The organism is Pinibacter soli (assembly GCF_029961145.1).
Classification (GTDB): domain Bacteria; phylum Bacteroidota; class Bacteroidia; order Chitinophagales; family Chitinophagaceae; genus Pinibacter; species Pinibacter soli.
The window spans coordinates 121,625-140,592 of the sequence record NZ_JASBRG010000006.1; the positions used below are offsets into that span (position 1 = coordinate 121,625).

14 protein-coding genes are annotated in these 18,968 nt (G+C 40.6%); 8 read left to right on the plus strand and 6 right to left on the minus strand.

Annotated features, from left to right (window positions below; genetic code table 11):
- Window positions 1-104 precede the first annotated feature (104 nt).
- Window positions 105-2,108 carry a (E)-4-hydroxy-3-methylbut-2-enyl-diphosphate synthase gene (ispG, locus tag QJ048_RS10360; RefSeq protein WP_282334272.1) on the minus strand — a complete coding sequence of 668 codons (2,004 nt, stop codon included), beginning with the start codon at window positions 2,106-2,108 and terminating at the stop codon, window positions 105-107.
- A 291-nt stretch (window positions 2,109-2,399) separates the two neighbouring features.
- The gene (locus QJ048_RS10365; protein ID WP_282334273.1) at window positions 2,400-3,050 is read right to left on the minus strand and encodes a tetratricopeptide repeat protein; all 651 of its coding nucleotides are present in this window, start codon (window positions 3,048-3,050) and stop codon (window positions 2,400-2,402) included.
- Between the two features lie 253 nt (window positions 3,051-3,303).
- On the opposite strand from QJ048_RS10365, the gene QJ048_RS10370 reads away from it, so the two are divergent.
- Window positions 3,304-4,779 (plus strand): DUF3375 domain-containing protein, encoded by a 1,476-nt coding sequence (locus QJ048_RS10370; RefSeq protein WP_282334274.1) that lies wholly within the window; start codon window positions 3,304-3,306, stop codon window positions 4,777-4,779.
- 29 nt (window positions 4,780-4,808) lie between these two features.
- Here the strand turns inward: QJ048_RS10370 and QJ048_RS10375 are convergent, their stop codons facing one another.
- Together QJ048_RS10375 and QJ048_RS10380 are read right to left on the minus strand one after the other, a co-directional pair.
- Window positions 4,809-5,306: a type II toxin-antitoxin system death-on-curing family toxin gene (locus QJ048_RS10375; RefSeq protein ID WP_282334275.1), complete on the minus strand. Its 498-nt coding sequence runs from the start codon at window positions 5,304-5,306 to the stop codon at window positions 4,809-4,811.
- A gap of 1 nt (window position 5,307) precedes the next feature.
- Window positions 5,308-6,393 (minus strand): DNA-binding protein, encoded by a 1,086-nt coding sequence (locus tag QJ048_RS10380; RefSeq protein WP_282334276.1) that lies wholly within the window; start codon window positions 6,391-6,393, stop codon window positions 5,308-5,310.
- A gap of 205 nt (window positions 6,394-6,598) precedes the next feature.
- On the opposite strand from QJ048_RS10380, the gene QJ048_RS10385 reads away from it, so the two are divergent.
- From QJ048_RS10385 to QJ048_RS10415, 7 genes are all read left to right on the plus strand, one after another.
- Complete coding sequence (locus QJ048_RS10385; protein WP_282334277.1) at window positions 6,599-7,204, plus strand: DUF4194 domain-containing protein; 606 nt, start codon at window positions 6,599-6,601, stop codon at window positions 7,202-7,204.
- Window positions 7,176-10,574 (plus strand): ATP-binding protein, encoded by a 3,399-nt coding sequence (locus QJ048_RS10390; protein ID WP_282334278.1) that lies wholly within the window; start codon window positions 7,176-7,178, stop codon window positions 10,572-10,574. Before QJ048_RS10385 ends, QJ048_RS10390 begins: the two co-directional genes overlap by 29 nt.
- A gap of 33 nt (window positions 10,575-10,607) precedes the next feature.
- A complete protein-coding gene (locus QJ048_RS10395; protein WP_282334279.1) occupies window positions 10,608-11,750 on the plus strand; it encodes a Wadjet anti-phage system protein JetD domain-containing protein in 1,143 nt (380 codons plus the stop codon).
- Between the two features lie 125 nt (window positions 11,751-11,875).
- Window positions 11,876-12,637, plus strand: coding sequence for a hypothetical protein (locus tag QJ048_RS10400; protein ID WP_282334281.1), 762 nt, complete (start codon window positions 11,876-11,878; stop codon window positions 12,635-12,637).
- A 240-nt stretch (window positions 12,638-12,877) separates the two neighbouring features.
- Window positions 12,878-13,750, plus strand: coding sequence for a hypothetical protein (locus QJ048_RS10405; RefSeq protein ID WP_282334282.1), 873 nt, complete (start codon window positions 12,878-12,880; stop codon window positions 13,748-13,750).
- 12 nt (window positions 13,751-13,762) lie between these two features.
- Window positions 13,763-15,535 carry a KAP family P-loop NTPase fold protein gene (locus tag QJ048_RS10410; RefSeq protein ID WP_282334283.1) on the plus strand — a complete coding sequence of 591 codons (1,773 nt, stop codon included), beginning with the start codon at window positions 13,763-13,765 and terminating at the stop codon, window positions 15,533-15,535.
- Window positions 15,536-15,541: 6 nt separating this feature from the next.
- Window positions 15,542-16,417 carry a hypothetical protein gene (locus tag QJ048_RS10415; RefSeq protein WP_282334284.1) on the plus strand — a complete coding sequence of 292 codons (876 nt, stop codon included), beginning with the start codon at window positions 15,542-15,544 and terminating at the stop codon, window positions 16,415-16,417.
- Between the two features lie 113 nt (window positions 16,418-16,530).
- On the opposite strand, the gene QJ048_RS10420 is transcribed toward QJ048_RS10415, so the two are convergent.
- Both QJ048_RS10420 and QJ048_RS10425 read right to left on the minus strand, forming a co-directional pair.
- Window positions 16,531-18,012 carry a DUF5723 family protein gene (locus QJ048_RS10420; RefSeq protein ID WP_282334285.1) on the minus strand — a complete coding sequence of 494 codons (1,482 nt, stop codon included), beginning with the start codon at window positions 18,010-18,012 and terminating at the stop codon, window positions 16,531-16,533.
- Between the two features lie 344 nt (window positions 18,013-18,356).
- On the minus strand, window positions 18,357-18,965 hold the full coding sequence (locus tag QJ048_RS10425; protein ID WP_282334286.1) for an SGNH/GDSL hydrolase family protein: 609 nt from the start codon (window positions 18,963-18,965) through the stop codon (window positions 18,357-18,359).
- Window positions 18,966-18,968: the final 3 nt, after the last annotated feature.

Sequence of the window (18,968 nt, forward strand, 5' to 3'; positions counted from 1 at the left end):
TTGGAATGTACTTCGAGCTCCGCGGTAACTGAATGACTGAATAAACTGAATGTTTACATTCGATTAGTCTCGTCGACTTTCAACCACTCAGTTTATTCAGTCATTCAGTTATTATCTATCCAAGCTCCGTTTTCTTTTAAAAGATTAATGAGTTCTTCTACGGCTACTTCACTGTCGACGTTTCTTTTCACAACCTCTTTGCTCTTGTACAAAGTGATTTTGCCGGGGCCGCTGCCCACGTAGCCAAAATCGGCATCTGCCATTTCGCCCGGACCATTTACTATACAACCCATAATGGCAATTTTTATTCCCTTCAAATGGTTGGTACGTGAACGGATTTTTGCTGTCGTTTCTTGCAAGTCGAACAATGTACGGCCGCAACTTGGGCAACTGATGTATTCTGTTTTGGAAATACGAGTTCTCGTGGCCTGTAGAATAGAAAAGGCTGTATTATTTAAGAATTGCTCAATACTTTTTGTTTCAAGATAAGTTCTGCCTGTTACTTTGATGTTTGCAATAGTGGAATCTGTCAGGCCAAGGCTTATACCATCTCCCATGCCTTCCAAAAACAGGGCGCCGGTTTCTGTAGCAAGGTGAATCAAATGCTCGTCGATGCCATGATGTGGGCTATCGCAAATTAGTATCGCCGGATTTTTGATGCTTCTGTTCATTAGCTCCGCAAACATTTTGCGAACCGATTGCATGGCGTTTTCATTAGTAGAACTCAGGCAAAGAACAACGGTGCTGTCTTTTGCCAGTTCGTCAATATATTTTGTACGCTCATTTTCGTCAGTACAATCAACTTTCACAAAGTTTATCGCATTGTGTTTTACCGTCGCGTTGATGAATTGCTCATCCGAAAAGATGGGCAAGAATTTATCGCGACCATTCACGTTTGCGTCTAGGTTCTCTTGTTGCCATGCATGTGCATGCATGATGACCTTCAATGTTCCGGGCAATGCAAAATGAATGAGGTTATTTCCGGTGAAAATATAATCTGCCGCCGCATCGCCAATGGTCCATTTGTCGCTTGGCTCATCATATTTATAACCGATGTTTTCAAGATCGGCAGGAGAAATTGCACTGTGTTTGCTGAAATTTGCTACCACTACAGGAACTTGTTTGCCTCCAATATTGGAAACCTCGAAGGTGTCACGTTTTTTATATTCGAAAGGAGAATAAGGAAGTTTGATTTTTTCTTCCGGAGCTTCGCTGCGTTCAGTTTGATGATCATATCTTTTCACCAAGTCCTTGCAAACCGGTATCTCGAATTCGGGATCTTCGGTTAACGAAACACGGATCGTATCCCCAATGCCATCTTCGAGCAAGGTGCCGATGCCTATAGCAGATTTAATTCTTCCGTCCTCTCCGTCGCCAGCTTCTGTTACGCCCAAATGAAGCGGATAACATTCATTGAATTCATCCATCATTTGCTTGATCAAAAGCCTGTAGGCATGCACCATCACCTGCGGATTGCTGGACTTCATGCTTAATATAATATTATGATAGTCCTCATCGCGGGCTATGCGCAAAAACTCCATGGCGCTTTCCACCATGCCGATCGGCGTATCTCCATAGCGGCTCATGATGCGATCGCTCAGAGAACCGTGGTTGGTCCCAATACGCATCGCCGTTCCGTGTTCTTTACAGATTTTCACTAACGGTGTAAACCTTGTACGGATGCGTTCGATTTCTTCGGCATATTCTGCATCGGTATATTCAAGTTGCTCGAATTTCTTTTTGTCAACATAATTGCCCGGGTTCACTCTAACTTTTTCTACAATTCTTGCTGCAATTTCTGCGGCATTTGGAGTAAAATGGATATCGGCAATGAGGGGAGTATTGTAGCCGCGCTTGCGCAATTCGTTTTTAATGTTCAGCAGGTTCTCGGCCTCTTTTTTGCTTGGAGCGGTAATGCGAACCATTTCTGCGCCAGCCTCTATACAGCGGATGCTTTGCTCTACCGTCGCCATGGTGTCCATGGTGTCGGTAGTGGTCATGGTTTGTACGCGAATTGGATGGAAATTGCCCAGCAAAAGATCTCCGATCTTCACTTCTCTTGTAGCCAGTCTTTTATAAGAGGTCAGCGATTCACTATATAACTGCATGTAGATTGTACACTTTTTTGCAAGGTAAGGAAAAAAGAAAAAAGCATTGGGCACACGGATGACACGGATTGGACGGATTTACACGGATCTATTCAAAAGTTGAGTAACTGAATATCTGAATGTTTATGTTTAACGTCCCAGCGTTCATTCAAACTTTCAATTATTCTATCATTCATTGACCCAGTTGTTAAACAATCCGTGCAAATCAGTCCAATCAGCGTCATCTGTGTGCTACCTCCAACAAAAAAGGCCCCCAATTTGGAGACCTTTTCTGAAACTCTTGAACCCGAATTATCCCGGCATTCTTGTAATATATTTTTCGATCTGTTTGATCTGATCTACTATCTGAGGCGTAGTTGGTTTTAACGCTTTTGCTTTTTTGAAGAAATCTTTTGCAGCGCGGAACTCTCTTTTTGTCATCATGATGCTGCACATTTGAAGATAAGCTGCTGCTTCGTTCTCTTTATCAGGAAGACCTTTGCGGATTGCAGAACGGATATAGTTTTCCGCTTGTCTAAGGTCGTTCTTTTGCATAGATACCATTCCCAATTGCAGCAAACTCGCACCTTCTGCTTCTTTCATCGGCATGCCAAGGTCCAAACCTTTCTTCATATGTTTTTCCGCACCAGTGAAATCCTGCTTCATCATAGCGATGTTACCTTTCAGGGTATAATAAACAGAACGTATTGGTTTGTATAAAAGACCAGGAAATTTGATGGTATTCAACACTCTTTCCGCGCCGTCCATATCGCCGGCTTCCATATACTCCTGGATCAGGCGAAGCGGCCCGAAGAAGAAATGACTGAAAATTAAAATAACTGCTATAAAATAAAGAACGAAAGACGGCCAAAAACCGAAGGCTACCGTACATGCAATGGCTAAAACAAGAAACACGATTCCCAGCGGAAGCCTGTATTTAATGACCCAATTGTAAAATTTCATTTTGAATGACTTTTTTTGAAAGAGTGCAAAGATAGAGAAGGAAAAGAGAAGGAACGCAGATTTTCAAGATTTTCAAGATTGGTCATGATTTTTTCTGGGTTTACATCTAAACATTTGGTTTTCAATTCTATGCAATATTCGCCGGATTGGTCACTAAACCATTTGATGACTCTCTGGAAAAAAAGTTAAAAAAATCATTATCATCATAAAAATCTTGAAAATCTGCGTTCCTGTTTTTCCCTATCTTGCCTAAATGGCCGGGATCGATATTTCATTATTATTTAACTCATCTTCTGCGATACAGATCATTCGTATGCGCAACGCTGCGTGGGTATTGCCATTTTTGTACGATGTTTTTAAAGAAAACAATGTGTTCTTTATTTCAGAGACAAAACTGGCTACTCATTTAGCGGAGACTCTTGCTTTGCATGTGGATGGAACCGAAGATCTGGAGGAAGCAAAAATTGAATTTGGTGAAGATGAGGAAAGCCGTGCCAGGAAATACCTGTTGAACTGGGTGCAAAAAAGATTGCTACAGGACTATCCTGACAGCGAAGGCAACACCCAGTATCAGTTAAGCGCCCATACCGAAAAAATATTTCAATGGTTTCAAACGCTGGGACGAAGGGATTTTGTGGGGACAGAAAGCCGTTTCAAAATGCTCTTTTCATCTTTGCGTGACATCGTTGAAAAAACGGAAGACGACCGCACCGCTCGTTTAGAAGATCTGAAAAACAAACGTGCTGCTCTCGATAAAGAAATCCAACGGCTCGAACATGGCGCCACTGTTGAAGTGTACAACAATGCGCAGGTACAGGAAAGGCTGGAACTCTTTACAAGATTGTGTTATGAACTGCTGAGCGATTTCCGTGAAGTGGAGGATAATTTTAAGCAAATACACCGCTCGATCGTTGAGCATCACACGAGAGCGGAATTGAATAAAGGCGCAATTGTGGGTTATGCATTTGAAGCGTACGATGCGCTACGCAATAGCGATCAGGGTAAAAGCTTTTACGCCTTCTGGGATTTTCTTATTTCCCGTGCCGGCCAGGAAGAGTGGCGCCTGCTTACAGAACAATTGCTCGACCTGCTGTACGATAGAAATATAGAAGCGAACAACGAGTTTCTGCAAAACATAAAAACGCTCTTGCTGCAACAAGGGAAAAGCGTGTACGAAGCGAATGATAAAATGGCGGAGAAGCTCAGCCGCATTATCACCGAAAAAGAAATTGCACGACATAAAAGATTACGCACGCAGATCAGCAACATTAAGGAACTGGTACTTGCGAATCAGCAGGAAGACGATATTCCCTGCGGCATTGCGGTGAGCGAACCAGTCAACATCAAGCTGATCATGGATCGCAAACTGAATTTGCAACAGAAAGCGCCATCAGTGGTTATTACACAACCCAACAATGCGGATGAACACATTGCAGACATTGAGCGCTTCAGCCGAATGATCAACACAAGTTTTATTGATAAAAAAAGGCTTTGGCAAAAAGTGGAAGATGTGTTGAAACAAAAACAAACAGCCACTTTAAAAGAAGTACTTGAAATAAGCGGCCTTGATAACGGCATACCGGAAGTTGTTTCCTATTACAGTTTTGTAAAGGACAAAAGCTCCCGGGTGCAAATTTTGGAAAACATGACGGAGCACATCAGCATAAATGAGGCGCAAACGAAGTTTATTGAAGTGCCGTATTTGTTGTTTAGCAGGAAAAGTGGCTGAACGTTCGAAACTGACTAACAATATGTTTTCTATAGTTCCGAATATGAATCTTTATAAAAATCGGTTCCCATACTTAGTTGTTCGCAATCAGGACTTACTCGTTCCAGAGCATTTACAATTTTTAGCTTTAGTACTTCGCTATAGTCTTCTTCACTTATGAGAGAAGTTACGATTTCTTGGAGCAATTCTTTATCAATAATATTGTCTGCGACAGTAACAGCAAGATTCTCCATTTCAATAATAAATTTATCTACAAGAAAATCAAGTCCATTAAGCTCGAGGAAGAATGCTCCCAATGCAATCGACGTTCTTTTATTGCCGTCGCTAAAAGCGTGAGATTTATTAAATGAAAATATTAGATGCGTTAACTTTTCTTCAAACGTTGGATAGTAGACATCATTTTGAATATGTACAAGAATGCTGTCGATGTTACCAATGTCTTTTATGCCAGCTTTTCCCCCGGAAAGTAATATTATCTTATCGTGGATTTTAATAGCACAATCTGATGGGAAATAGTTAAAATCCATTCTATCTGTCTTTTAGTCGTATAAAAACTTCTTTATTATCTTCCAATCGCTTTTCTAAATCCATGCTTCGTTCTCCTAAAAATTTTTCATAATCTTTGGAACTGACTTCATTGACATAATTCTTTAATTTTTCATGTAAAGCATCTCTGAACGCTAAGTCCCTACTTGCCATTAAACTTCTTGCTTTTTCACGCAATGGCACTAATGTTGGTTCAGTAATAATTTCATATGTGGAAAATAAAATGTGGGCCTCTGATAAACTCAATTTTCTTTTCAGCTTATCAAATTCATTTTTTAAAAAACTTGCGAAACCATTTTCATAACCTGCGATTAGATCTAAAACCTCAGAATACATTGTGCTTCTTACGCTTTCTTTTGCATCTAATTTCAGTATTTGCCGGTATTCCTTCGCGTTTTCTTTGAAAATGCTTTTATAGATTTTGTCTGTGAGCTGACTGTATTTGAATTTATTTTCAGCAATGTAATAGTCCAAAGCATTTGTAAATTCCTGTCTGTAATTGTATTCCCGAATTGCACTGGGCACAAACTCCTCTTCTCTTTGATTAATGAATTTTGTATTCCCTCCAAGCTTTTTGTTTAATACATCAATTACAATATCTAAAATTGCAGAACGTAGTTTTTGTGCTTTTTTCGAGCCTGTTAACAACATTCCAAGGTTCAAAAATGCTTTATAGGTAAAAACCGATAGTTGGGGTGTTTTAGCCAAACTATCTAATTCATTTTCAAACAGTTGGACTATGTTACCGACATGGATGTCGGTAACATCCCCGTTTTTCTTTGTAACTCTCACAAAATCAATGACTTTCTCTTTGAAATCTTTAAGCTTTGAACCAAAATAGACCTCATAGCCACTTTGCACCAATTCTTCTTTATTGCTCTCTATGATTCTTTCAATTGTTCTTATATCTACTTCAAAGTAATCAGCGACTTGTTGTTTGGTAAAACGAAACTTTCCCTCGTGCTTAAACCCATAAAATCCCACCTGCTCGTAAACTTCCCGTATAGCAAAATTGTTATTTAATATATTTTTTCTGTCTAAACTGGAATTAGTCAAGTCTTTTGCCATGTTCTGCAAAGTTTATTTGTGAAGAACTTCGGTTTGATGAACCTCACCTCAAAAATACCCTCAATTATTATCTCGCAAAACATTTTCTTAGGAGCGCAGCTTTTTTCAATTTCAAATGTTTAAGTAAGTTTACTTTTGACCCTACGGCCGTCCTAATGCAGACCGCTGTAGTCGTGTGTTTGGCATTTGGCAAAAATTATCATCTATGGAATTAAAAACACAAACAAAAATCCTCCCATATACGCAAGCTTTCATTAAGCTGCTGAAAGGGCCGGTAGAATATATTGATAAAAATACGTGGGAGAAACTGTTACAGTACAAATCTGAACTGGCAGTTTTTGTGCAGCAACTTGGGCTTACGCTCGTGCTGGACGAAGAAGATGGCTATGCATATGTGAAGCACACCATTAGCGAAGAAGACGATGATGCAGCGGTCAGCTGGATGCAGCGCCGTTCTTTTACTTATGATGAAAGCGTGTTGCTCGTTTTGCTGCGCGATATGATGGCGGAGTTTGAAGTGGGCGAAGCAACCAGCCGCGAGTTGATTAAAAAGAGAAGAGAGATAAAAGAATATGCTGAATTGTTTTTTAAAGAAAACGCCAGCCGTGTAAAATTCATTCGTGAACTGGATCGCCTGATTGATCGTGCAGAAGAAAATGGGTTCATTGACAAAATGGAAAACAATGATATTCCGGATGAACAAAAATTCAGAATAAAAAAGATCATAAAGGCGCGTGTAGATGGAGAAATATTAGATCAATTTAAACAGCAACTGGAAGAACATGCAGTTAAACGTATTCAACACGGATAGTAATAAGTCGGGGTTTCGCTTGCAATACATGGAAGTTTTCAACTGGGGAACGTTTGACGAAGTGATACATTCCATTCGTCCCGTTGGTGAAACGTCTTTGCTGACCGGTGCAAATGGTAGCGGTAAAACAACCTTTGTGGATGCCTTGCTAACGTTGATTGTGCCTGAAAAAAAATACAGGTTTTACAACCAGTCATCGGGTAGTGAAAAGAAAGGAGATCGTACTGAAGATAGTTATGTAATGGGGGGATACGGAACGATCAACAGTGAAAGCACGAATACAACCAAGACGCTATATTTAAGGGAAAACAAGGAAGAAGCCTACAGTATTTTGCTGGCCAATTTTGCCAATGAAGCTGATCAATATGTAACGCTTTTCCAGGTTCGCTATTTCTCCGGCGGCGAAATGCAAAAGGTATTTGCGGTCGCGCATAAACCACTGCACATTGAGGATGACTTCAAGCCCTTTGATCTTGGTGGTAATTGGAGACGTAGAATAGATACACAATACAACAAAGGAAGTCGTAAACAGGTAGAATGGTTCAATGCCGCAAGCCGCTATGCGCAAAGACTGGTGGAAGTGTTGGGCATGCAAAGCATACAGGCGCTGGCGCTTTTCAACCAAACTGTTGGTATTAAGGTGCTGGGCAACCTGGACGAGTTCATCCGCATGCACATGCTGGAGCCAAGAAACATGGAAGATGTTTTCATTGAATTAAAAGAACACCTTGGCACTTTGCTGGATGCGCAACGCAACATTGAAAAAGCGGAAACGCAAATTGGTTTACTGAAAGCGCTTTCACAACATTATAACGAGTTCGATAAATCCAGAGAGCAATTACAAACAAGCAAACAGGAAGCAGAAACAGCGATTATCTGGAACAGTTTCACGAAAAATAGTTTGCTTACGCAGGCGATCAGCGAAAGCAAAGACTTGCTGAAAGACCTGCAAGAACAATTGACAGATTGCAAACGCTCCATTGATGACTTAAAAGAGAAGGAACGCGACACCCGCAACGAACTTGAGCAAAACAAGGCAGGGCAAAGATTGCACAACCTGGAACTTGAGTTGAAAGACCTGAATGAGAAACTGCGCCTTGCGGAAAAGAATCACACCTTATTTGCTGAATGGGCAACAACATTGCACGTTGAAGAAACCAACGCTACGGACGAAGCGAGCTACAAACGCATTGTAGCAGAAAGCAAACGAGCAAAACTTCGACTGGAACGCGAACAGCGCCTGAACGATGATGACGATTTTGACGCGAAGAATATTCTGAACAAATCAAAAGGAGAGAAAGACAATATTGAACAGGAGCTGAATGTTTTATTGCAATCAAAAAACAATATCCCGGGTCATTTAATTTCCCTGAGAAAAGATATTTGTGCAAACCTAAAAATAGATACCAATGATCTCCCCTTTGCAGGAGAGTTGATGCAAGTGAAGCATGAAGAGCATAACTGGGAGCCAGCGCTGGAAAAATTATTGTCTGGCTTCGCATTGCGTTTGCTGGTACCGGAAAAGCATTATAAAAAAGTAAACAAGTATGTAAACAATACCAACCTGCGTTCGCGACTCGTGTATTATCATGTTGGCGAATCGGCGCTGGAATTGAATGCAGACGACAATACTGTTTTTCATAAACTCGATTTTCATCCAGAACATAAACTCACGCCCTGGATTGAGCAACAGGTCATTCGCCAGTTTGACTACGTTTGCCTGCAAGATGAAAAAACACTTGACAGATACGACAAGGCGATCACAATAAACGGTCTCGTGAAGAATCGCGACCGGCATGAAAAAGATGATCGTCCCGATCGCAATGATCCCAGCCGTTACGTAATGGGCTGGAACAACGAAAAGAAGAAAGAAGCGTACATAAAGCGGAGAGAGGTTTTGGTAAAGCGAATTAGTGATGCCGAAGAAACACTGCAGCGTTGCAAACGAAAATCAGACAGATTGCAAGCGCAATCTTTCGCGATAAAGCGCATAGAGGAGCATGACGGCTTTGGCAGCATCAATTTGCAAGGCATTCAACGCAACATCCGGAATGTAGAGGAACAAATGGCTTCGCTGAAAGAAAGCAGCAACCAGCTGAAAACGCTGACAAAACAACTGGAAGAAATTCTTTCGCAGTTATCCGCCAAAGATGATGAACGTGCGCAAATAGATCGCCAGGTTGCAAGAAAGGAAATGGAAATGCAGGAGATGGAATTTGCGCAGCAAAAATTAATGGATCTGCTTAAGAATATTGAAGAGACAGACAAAGATCATTTGCTTCAGTTTCAACAGCAGCACGCAGAGGCATTGGCAAATATCAGCCTGCAAAACATAGATGCTAAATACAATGATCTCAAAGAAAAGATCAACAACCGTATAGCTGACCTGCAAAACACTTTGCACAAAGAAGAAACGGCGCTGAACAAAAGTATCAATCGCATTAAGAATCCATCGGTTGACATACAGCAACGTTTTCCTGATTGGAATGGAGACGTGCAGCAGCTTTCCGATGATGCAGCTTATGCGTTGGAATATGTGGAATGGCTGCAAAAACTGGAGCAGGACAATTTGCCCAAATACAAGAAGGATTTCGAAAACTTTATTACCACTACCATGACCTATAAGATCGGTGGTCTTAATGAAGAAATGGAGAAATGGGAAAGGGAAATTAAAAACAGCATCGTAAGACTTAACCAGTCGCTGGCGGGAATCAACTTCAACAGACTGCCGGATACATTTATTCAACTGGGCATTCGCTCGATAAATGACGCGACTGTAAAGGCTTTCCGCAATCAATTGCTGGAAGCGTTGCCGCAAGCATCGAACTGGCAGCAAAATAGTTTTGAAGATAAGGCAGCGCATTTCAGGGAGAAAATTCAACCTTTGATCAGCAGCCTGGATGAGAGCGAAACCTATCGCAATCGTGTTTTGGATGTGCGCAACTGGTTTGAGTTTTGGGCAGATGAGAAGTTTTCCAACACAGGAGAATTGAAAAAGACATACAGGCAAATGGGCCAGCTTTCCGGCGGAGAAAAGGCTCAACTTACTTACACAATTTTGTGTAGCGCCATTGCTTATCAATTTGGCATCACGCGTGAAGGAAAGAACACCAAGAGCTTGCGTTTCATTGCCGTGGATGAAAGCTTCAGCAACCAGGATGAGGAGAAAGCAACTTACCTGATGGAGCTTTGCAAACAACTGCATCTGCAACTGCTCGTGGTAACGCCAAGTGACAAAATTCAAATTGTGCAGGACTTCATTGCCCATGTGCATTTGGTACAACGAAAATCGAACGGGCACAGTGTGATGTATAATATGACGATTAAGGAACTGAAGGAAAAGTTCGATGAGGAGCAGAGCGCGGCGTAGTAATAACTAAATAAGTTTAGAACAATAATATAAATGACAACGCAGCAATATATCTCGCAACTTGAAAAGGCATACACCAACTATCTTGCTGACGTTGTATTGAACAAACCATTTGAACCGATTATTTTATGGGGCGGGAAAAACAAGCCTTCCACAACTGTCGAGTTGCACGATAACACTAAACAATTTCAGCAATTTGAGAAAACAGACACAAAGCCTGGTTGGACGATAGAATGGGAAGAATGGAATAGCAAGAAGTTTGGGAGACAACAATGGCCCAAAAATATTTCTTTGCTACAGGAAACCGACTTGCTGTTTTTGCTGAAAAAGGAAAGAGAAATTGAGTCATTCAAATTGATCGTTAAAATGTTGGTCGAATGGAAATCCGATCTGCGACAATGGATTTCCCAAAATGTAAAAGATATTTTACCACTAAAAGAAGTTTGGCCTTCGATAACGAAAGTGGTGGATTATTTGCTGGCAAACGATGTAAGAGAATACTATTTGCGAAGTATTCCGGTACCGGTGCATACAAAGTTTATCGAAAAAAATGAGTGGTTAATCGTGAGTTTGCTTCAGAATTTGTCACCTGAAAAATTTTCTCCTTCAACGTCCGATATAGACAGTCTTTTGCAGTTGCGCAAAAAGCCGTTTTTGTTCACTGCTCGTTGGTTGGATAGAGAATGCGCAAAAGAATTTACCAGCAACATGATGGTGTTTGGGATTATAACAAATGATCTTCGCGTTGCAAATTGGCGAGTTGATAGAATTATTCTCACCGAAAATGAAACATCACTCTTTCAATTGCCTGAGTTAAGCAACACGCTTGCATTGTGTAGCAATGGAAAGACGGTTTCTTTGTTTAAGGACATTTCTTTGTTCGCGAACAACAACCTATTTTATTGGGGTGATCTTGATGAGGATGGTTTTTTTATTTTGAATCATTTGCGGCAGTATTATCCACATGCTCAAAGTATAATGATGGACGAGGCGACGATCGAGCTGCACGAAAAGGAAATAACAATCCAGCCCGCTAAATACAAAAACATGGACATGGCCGGGCTGCAAACTCACGAGCTTGCCGCCTACAAAATACTGGCTGGAAGAAACGGCCGTTTAGAACAGGAGCAACTACAGCATCTTTACATTAACAATTGCCTGACAGCATTAAAGTAGCTTCGAAAGAGTATCTACCTGTTTGTAATCAACGCCCAATTCCTTAATAAAGATTAACCAACAAAATGTTTTCTTTCGTTCATAAAGATTCTATTTTAGTGTAAGGAACCTAACCTCTAAACAACATGAATTTCGGTCCTAACTTAAACTACATCTACTACATAACGGTAGGGTTGCAAGCGATATGCGCATTGCATTGCATTCGCAAGGGCAATCAGAATAAATGGTTGTACATAATTATTTTCCTGCCGATCATCGGAAGCCTTATTTATTTCTTCGGTGAAATATTTACAAAGGGCCAGTTAAGAAACGTGCAATCCGGCATGGACGCTGTGATACAGCCAACCGGCAGTATAAGAAGGCTGGAAGAGCAATTGAAATTTACCGACACATTTGATAACCGAGTAGCGCTCGCAGATGCATATTTAGCAACGGGGCAAACTGAAAAAGCAATCGAGCTGTATGAAAGGAGCCACACAGGTGTTTTTACGGAAAATGAACATTTGCTTTCACAAATGATAGTTGCCTATTATAAGGCACACCGCGATGAAGACATTATTCCGCTTGCACAAAAACTTTATAAGTCGCCACAGTTCCCAAGATCTCAAGCACACCTGTTATATGCAATTGCTCTTGCTAATACGGGAAAGTCAGCGCTTGCGGAGAAAGAGTTTAAAACAATGAGCAGCCGTTTTTCGTGTTTTGAGCAACGGTATAATTACGGGTTGTTTTTAATTAAGCAAGGCCGCGAGGAAGAAGCAGAAAGTATAGTTAGTGAAATGCTGGGCGAAGCGAGTCATTTAAGTTCACGGGAAAGAAGGGACAGCAGGCAATGGTTTGCTGCAGCGAAAGACGCTTTGAAAAGTTTGGAGAAAGCGACATCCTAAACAGAAAGAATAATTTTATAAAGCAGCGAACAATTTGCAGCTTTTTTGTTTTAGTAAATGTGAGCTCTTATTTCATAATAATTGAAGCTGAAGCTTGTAAATAAAAACTTTATTTGCAATATTTACTTCAGGACCTTTTACACACTTACCTCGCAACTATAAAGAGTATATCATGATTAACAACCTGAAAATTTCCGGGCTGTTAATAATTGACTAACCAATAGTTAAAACATACTCTTGATGGAAGCTCCCTCGCATGTCAATACTGAATCGACCCTTCAACAGAAAGTAGAAAGTTATAAAAACTTAAGCGTTCTCTTGAAATGGCTGGCAAGATGCATACTGCTGCTCGCGATCCTTTATGCCATTCTTCCTTTTCTTGATAAGGGTGCACACTATAAATCACTGGATAACAAGATGGTAATTGGCTATGCTATCGCCGCAAATTCCTCAGGTACCTTAATTGCATTTTCGACCTATGATCAAAAAGATTCTGTAAGCTCTATTCTGGTCAGTTCAGACAGTGGAAAACACTTTGAACAAATTGGGGGGCCGTGGAAGAATTATAGCATAAACAAAATATCTGTTGCTCCAGATGACCAATCCATAGTTGCCTATGGCGATGGCCGCGATATTTACATAAAGCCAGCAGGAAAAGGAGTTGACAGTTTTGTTTCAATTCACATAGCCGCGGGCTTGCCTTATCCCGTCATTTATGGTTATTCCTTTGTTCCACAAACAGACTCTGTTTATTTTTATTGCATCAACGGCAATCTCGTCGGACTCGACTATAAGAAGTGTGACTCCTTTATTGTTGGGCATCTTCACAATATTGGAACTATTAGCTCCATGAGTATCAACACTCAAAAGCAGATTGCTTTATCAGGAATTACTACAGATGTATCAGACTATGAACAAAAATTGATAGTTGACAACTACTTCGATAGGGTTGATCGCCACGCATCCGCTGACTTTAAGGGACGGACACCAATCAAAGATAGCATCAAATATTTCGATGCCACTGCAGCTATACTTGAGGACACGATGGTAAAAGTTAAGGTTGATAGTCCTGTTGTAAATAAAGATTCAATGGAAGGTTATTATAAAAAGTAATAAAACATGGGAATGAAAAAAATATTCATGTGTTTTTTGTGTATTGGCTTTGCTTCAACAATGGCTCAAAGGTCAATATTATATCCCGGATATTTTAGGGCATACGACTTGTATTGGGATTTGGATACAACCTCATTTCCGCAACAGCTGATGGTTACAGGTGATTACAGTGAAGACTTCGATACGGCCTATTATACAATGATTCAACGGACCATAAAAGAGACTCGCCCTAACGCCGATACCGGATGGTCGGGAAATACAGAATCAAGTTTGTACATAGATAATGGCTTTGTAAAATACTATAATCAACTTGATCATTTTAGGGTAGGGTTTTTTAACGGCATGTCTCATTATTACACCTTTAGCAACGACCTCAACTACATTTTCACTTTCAATCCCAACGTTGCCCATGCGCTTTACCTCGATTCAATTAAGCAAGCAGATGCAATTAATGATCTTGTCATTTGTAAAGACTCGCTACTTTATTGCTCCGTTTCAAATAATCATATCAATTATATCGTGCGGAAAAAAGGATCACGCGGAGGGTGGGAAACACTTCCTGTAGTAGTTCCGAATAAAAGCGCACTAGATAATGTCGCAAGAATTGTTTTCGCGGTTATAGTAGTGCTTTCATTATTTGGCGGGATATTATTTTTTGTCCGCTGGAAAAAAGCACAGGAAATAAAAGGTTTTCTCAAGAAAGCGCGGCCGGATGCGAACGACCTTAAACTGGCAGCTGATAAACCTTTGGAGTATGATCAAATAAAAAACAAGGACACAAAGGCGGCTATTGATGCCATGGTAGATGTAATAAAAAACAGGAATACTCCTTTGCCGATGACCATTGCAATTAATGGGGCCTGGGGAAGTGGTAAGTCTACCATCATGAATTGTATAAGAGAAAAGCTGGATGGCGACGATCAGGAACGATTTATTACAACATGGTTCAATGCCTGGCACCAGCAAACGGAAAGCAGCTTACTGGATGCGTTCTTGTTAAAAGTGATAAACCGTTATGAAAAGCCTTTCTACAAAAAAAACGGATTAAAAGCACGGCTTGCATTTGTTAGATTCAGGGCGCAGCTTGCTGTATCGCGGTTTATCAAATGGCCGTTTTATACGCAGGCATTGTCAGGGTTTGCGCTTGGGTTTCTTATTGTATCAGTTCTTATAATCATCATTAATCTCTACGGCTGGGTCGACTCTCCTGTTCTTGAAAACGCCGGGCCTCTCAACATTAATTTGACCTACTTTTTTAAAGACAATCATTTCACTTCCATTATCGCTATAGTTATTCCCATACTCAGTTTTTTCTTTCTGAAGTCTGAATCCAACCCAACAATAGGCGCATTTCTTAATGTGATGTACAAGAAAACCTTTTTGGTAGAGGTTGAAAAAAACACACCCGACCTGCGGGAAAAATTCAGAGCTCAATATTGGGAAATTATGGAGGCCGTAGGCGACCGTGTGCTGGTTGTGTTTATTGATGACATGGATAGAGTGAACGGTGACAAGATATTTGAAATGCTGGAGGCCATCAACTTCATTGGAGATATAACATCCCGTCCGGATGATCAGGAAAGCAACAGCTTAAAAACTGTTTTTGTGTTAGGGCTTTATATTGACCAGGTCGCAGAGCATTTGGGTATTTTTTTACAAAAAGAAAATGCCTACAAAAATGAGGAACCATTTAGCCGGGAAGAAGCAAAAACACTTGGGAAAAGATATATAGAGAAAATGGTGCAGTTGAATGTGCCGGTTCCGTTAACTAAAGACGATGTGTAAATAAAAATGGCAAACAGAAATAAATATATTATTTGGCCGTATATCATTTCATTAACAATGTTTCTTGGAGGTATTGTAGCGGCCATATACCTGGTTCACAACCTACGGCCTTCGAAACCCGTGGAAGAGGCCGCTGCATCGAAGAATTCAAAGGACACGACGTATGTAAAATTGCTTAACCCCGGCTTTGCGGAGACAGCGTTGGCTGATACAGTTCGCAGAAAGAATGCTACCACGAGTTTGACAATCCCGCCGGTTAAAATTGAAACCCCCACATATTCAACAAGTGGCAAATTAAAGCTTCCGCGACAAACAGGACGATGGCTCCTGCCAAACAATCCCAATTCGATTGATATTAAGTCGATCTCAGATGGTGCGACCGACAATCTTAACATTACATACGCGTCAAAAAGATTGACATCCATATACGTTGGCTTTGGCATTATTGCCGGCTTGTTTCTTATGTTGCTGACATTTTTTTCAAGGGAAGAAAGCCTGGAAAATGCAACGGTAACAGATATAGACCCTGAAGACTTGCAGGAATTATTCAATCAATTCAAACCACAAATAGCGCAATTGAGAAATCCGAGAAAGATCTTGCGCTTTAAGAATATGGTAAAATACCACTACTATTTTTTGAAGAAAGGCGGTTTGAATAACACTGAAAATCTTCGAAAGATGATGTGGATACTAATCGGTATCCAGGATGATCCTTCATTGACCAGCATTGAAAAAGTCAGCTCTGAATCTCTCGGGGATTCCCGCTGGTTCTATGATAGGATCAAAGACAAGGATTGGTTTTCCAAAGCTGCCATTAACCCATCTAAAGACGATGCTTTATTAATGACTATTCTTAAACTAAATGTTGATATGGGAGTATGATTTTTCAAACGTAATAAAACAAAAATACCCGCTAGTGCGGGCATTTTGCTAGTGTGGACTTTATCTATCTTAATAATTCCTCAACTAATTCAACTCCTCTTTTTCTACGCATCTTATGGTGCAACAGGTTTGATTTCTTTCTGCGACTTGGTTGCAGGAGCGGGTTTTGTCTTTTTGGATTTCTGCAAAATGCCAACGTGTATACCAATGTAAGCATCTGCCTGTTTGGATTTATCTACCAAAGCACTCAGCACACTTCCGGAACCAAGGAACAATGGTCCCACACGCAAACCAGCGCCGGCATTGAGCTTTGTAAGGGAATTATAAGCAACCGGAATATAAAAATCAAATATTGGGAATTCGTATCTTGGCGTTACTGAAATACTGCTGCTGTATAAAGCATTAAAAGGTTTGCCGGTGTTTTTTACAGTGGAAATAAAGCCAGCGGCGTTGATGAAAAACTTCTTCGTAATGCGGTAATCAACATTGATGTTTAAAGTAGTTGGCAAAGAAACTCTATAAGAACTTGCTGTAGCTTTTGGTGTGAAGTACTGAGGATAACTTTTCAAAACATCATTGTATTCATTGATGTCTTTTCCCTTTAGCGTATTTAAATAGAAAGCTTCGCCGTTGGGAATGTGAACGTCATACAGCCCGGTGTTAATCGCGTCTGTATGGTATTTTATTTTACCTAAATCCAGCAATGACACACCAATTTTCAGTTTATATTTTGTTTTACCCTGTTTCAATGAACCATCAGTGTTTTGATACTTTTCAAAATCAGGTCTGAACTCGTATACAAAACCGACATCTCCACCAATGCCACCGGCATCGAGTTTGGTGAAATCACTTGCATTGAGATTGTTTGCATTAATATTTACGCCACCTGCGCCCACTCCTACCAATCCCGATGCATCGGTCAAATATTTTCCTTTGCCACCTGCATCTTCTACAACTGTTCCATGAAGGTTATTGATTTGTGCATAAGAGTTACCAATGCCGCCAAGATAGCGAAGGGTAATACCGGCTTTGAAGAAATGTTTTCCCTTATCCTGCAACACGCGGCCTACTGTAAGGCCTGCCTCTGCCCAGCCATTCATCGCGAGGCGCATATTGTTTGCGCTTCCATTGGTGTAAGGATAGGTGATACCATCCTGATTGCGAATGGTGTTTACTATTTTGCTGTCCACATCACTCACATTGCCAAAACCCCTGACTCTCGTTGTAACGGCAACAGATGTTTTCTGATTTATATTAAACAACACAGACGGAGCATGTACAGCCAAAGCCACCAACGCATTCGCAGGCCGATTGTTCAAAGGAAACAATTTGTTGACAAGACTATCATCTTTAAAGAATTCATTTACTGTGCTTAGTTTGTAAGATGCATTATTGTTACCCACATTTGCATTAAAGGAAAGAAGGTTAAAATCCCAATGGTAACGGCTGTCTGCTGCGTTTGCAGGGTTTGTGAAAACGCCATTCACGCCTGCATAGTTACTGGAACGAAAGCCCGGAAAATCCTGTGCGAAACCAACATTTGACATAACAGATAACACAGTCATTCCCGCTAAGAGCTTTTTGGTACGGTTCATAGGTTTTAGAAATTTTTTGCAAATAAAAGACAGGAATAACAAATACGGAAAGATGTGCGAATGAATTTATAAATATAACGTGGAGGGATAAGTGTTTTTACTTAGGAGTGTTGGGGAATTAATAATTAATTATCAATTCAATGTCGTTTAGTTAAGGTGTTTGAAAAAACAAAAGCATCTTGCTTGTCATCCCGAGGAACGAGGGATCTGGGCCTAAAACTAATGAACACTTTGCGTAAACAATCACGCAGATCCCTCCTTCGTCGGGATGACAAGCAGTCTTTCTTTCCTGGACATAGCAACCAAGTAATTGAAAAATTGCTTAACTAACAGACATTGAAGTATTAATTGTTAATTGAAAATTGCGCGGCAATTTTCTCTGCCCATCTCGCATACTCCTTACCGGAAGGATGCAGACCGTCGGCAGCAACAAGAGACAGATCGTCGCACATTTTTCTCGTGCCTTCTGTTATGTCGATAAATGTGATGTTGTATTTGTCGGCTATTGCTTTTTTTGCGGCGTTGAAATGGTCGATTTCTTTTTTTATAGTAGGAATGTCGCGGCCTTCGGCAAATGGCGTTGCGCCCCAGTCTGGAATGGATACTACAATTACTTTTTCTGTTTTATTGCCGGCAAAATGGGTTGCTTTTTTTAGGAGAAACTCAAAGTCGGATTCAAATTCTGCCAGTGGTAAATTGCGATATTGATTATTCACACCGATCAACAGCGTTACGAAATCATATTTGTCTGAAAAAGTTGTGTGCAAGATATGTTCTGCAAGTTCGAAAGTTGTCCAGCCCGTTTTCGCAACTATCTCCGGTGCATGAACAGAGATGCCTTTTTTGCGAAGCAGTTGCACCAGCTGATAAGGAAAGCTTTCATAAATGGGAATGCCTTCGCCGATTGTGTAAGAATCGCCAAGAGCCAGATAAGAGAAATGATGTTGTGTCATTTT

Excerpts from the sequence above, each read along its gene's own strand:
- QJ048_RS10390 (WP_282334278.1), top strand. The coding sequence starts at position 7,176 with ATGCAGTTAAACGTATTCAACACGGATAGTAATAAGTCGGGGTTTCGC.
- QJ048_RS10375 (WP_282334275.1), bottom strand. The coding sequence starts at position 5,306 with ATGGATTTTAACTATTTCCCATCAGATTGTGCTATTAAAATCCACGAT.
- QJ048_RS10400 (WP_282334281.1), top strand. The coding sequence starts at position 11,876 with ATGAATTTCGGTCCTAACTTAAACTACATCTACTACATAACGGTAGGG.
- QJ048_RS10420 (WP_282334285.1), bottom strand. The coding sequence starts at position 18,012 with ATGAACCGTACCAAAAAGCTCTTAGCGGGAATGACTGTGTTATCTGTT.
- QJ048_RS10405 (WP_282334282.1), top strand. The coding sequence starts at position 12,878 with ATGGAAGCTCCCTCGCATGTCAATACTGAATCGACCCTTCAACAGAAA.
- QJ048_RS10415 (WP_282334284.1), top strand. The coding sequence starts at position 15,542 with ATGGCAAACAGAAATAAATATATTATTTGGCCGTATATCATTTCATTA.
- QJ048_RS10370 (WP_282334274.1), top strand. The coding sequence starts at position 3,304 with ATGGCCGGGATCGATATTTCATTATTATTTAACTCATCTTCTGCGATA.
- QJ048_RS10380 (WP_282334276.1), bottom strand. The coding sequence starts at position 6,393 with ATGGCAAAAGACTTGACTAATTCCAGTTTAGACAGAAAAAATATATTA.
- QJ048_RS10395 (WP_282334279.1), top strand. The coding sequence starts at position 10,608 with ATGACAACGCAGCAATATATCTCGCAACTTGAAAAGGCATACACCAAC.
- ispG (WP_282334272.1), bottom strand. The coding sequence starts at position 2,108 with ATGCAGTTATATAGTGAATCGCTGACCTCTTATAAAAGACTGGCTACA.
- QJ048_RS10425 (WP_282334286.1), bottom strand. The coding sequence starts at position 18,965 with ATGACACAACATCATTTCTCTTATCTGGCTCTTGGCGATTCTTACACA.
- QJ048_RS10410 (WP_282334283.1), top strand. The coding sequence starts at position 13,763 with ATGAAAAAAATATTCATGTGTTTTTTGTGTATTGGCTTTGCTTCAACA.
- QJ048_RS10365 (WP_282334273.1), bottom strand. The coding sequence starts at position 3,050 with ATGAAATTTTACAATTGGGTCATTAAATACAGGCTTCCGCTGGGAATC.
- QJ048_RS10385 (WP_282334277.1), top strand. The coding sequence starts at position 6,599 with ATGGAATTAAAAACACAAACAAAAATCCTCCCATATACGCAAGCTTTC.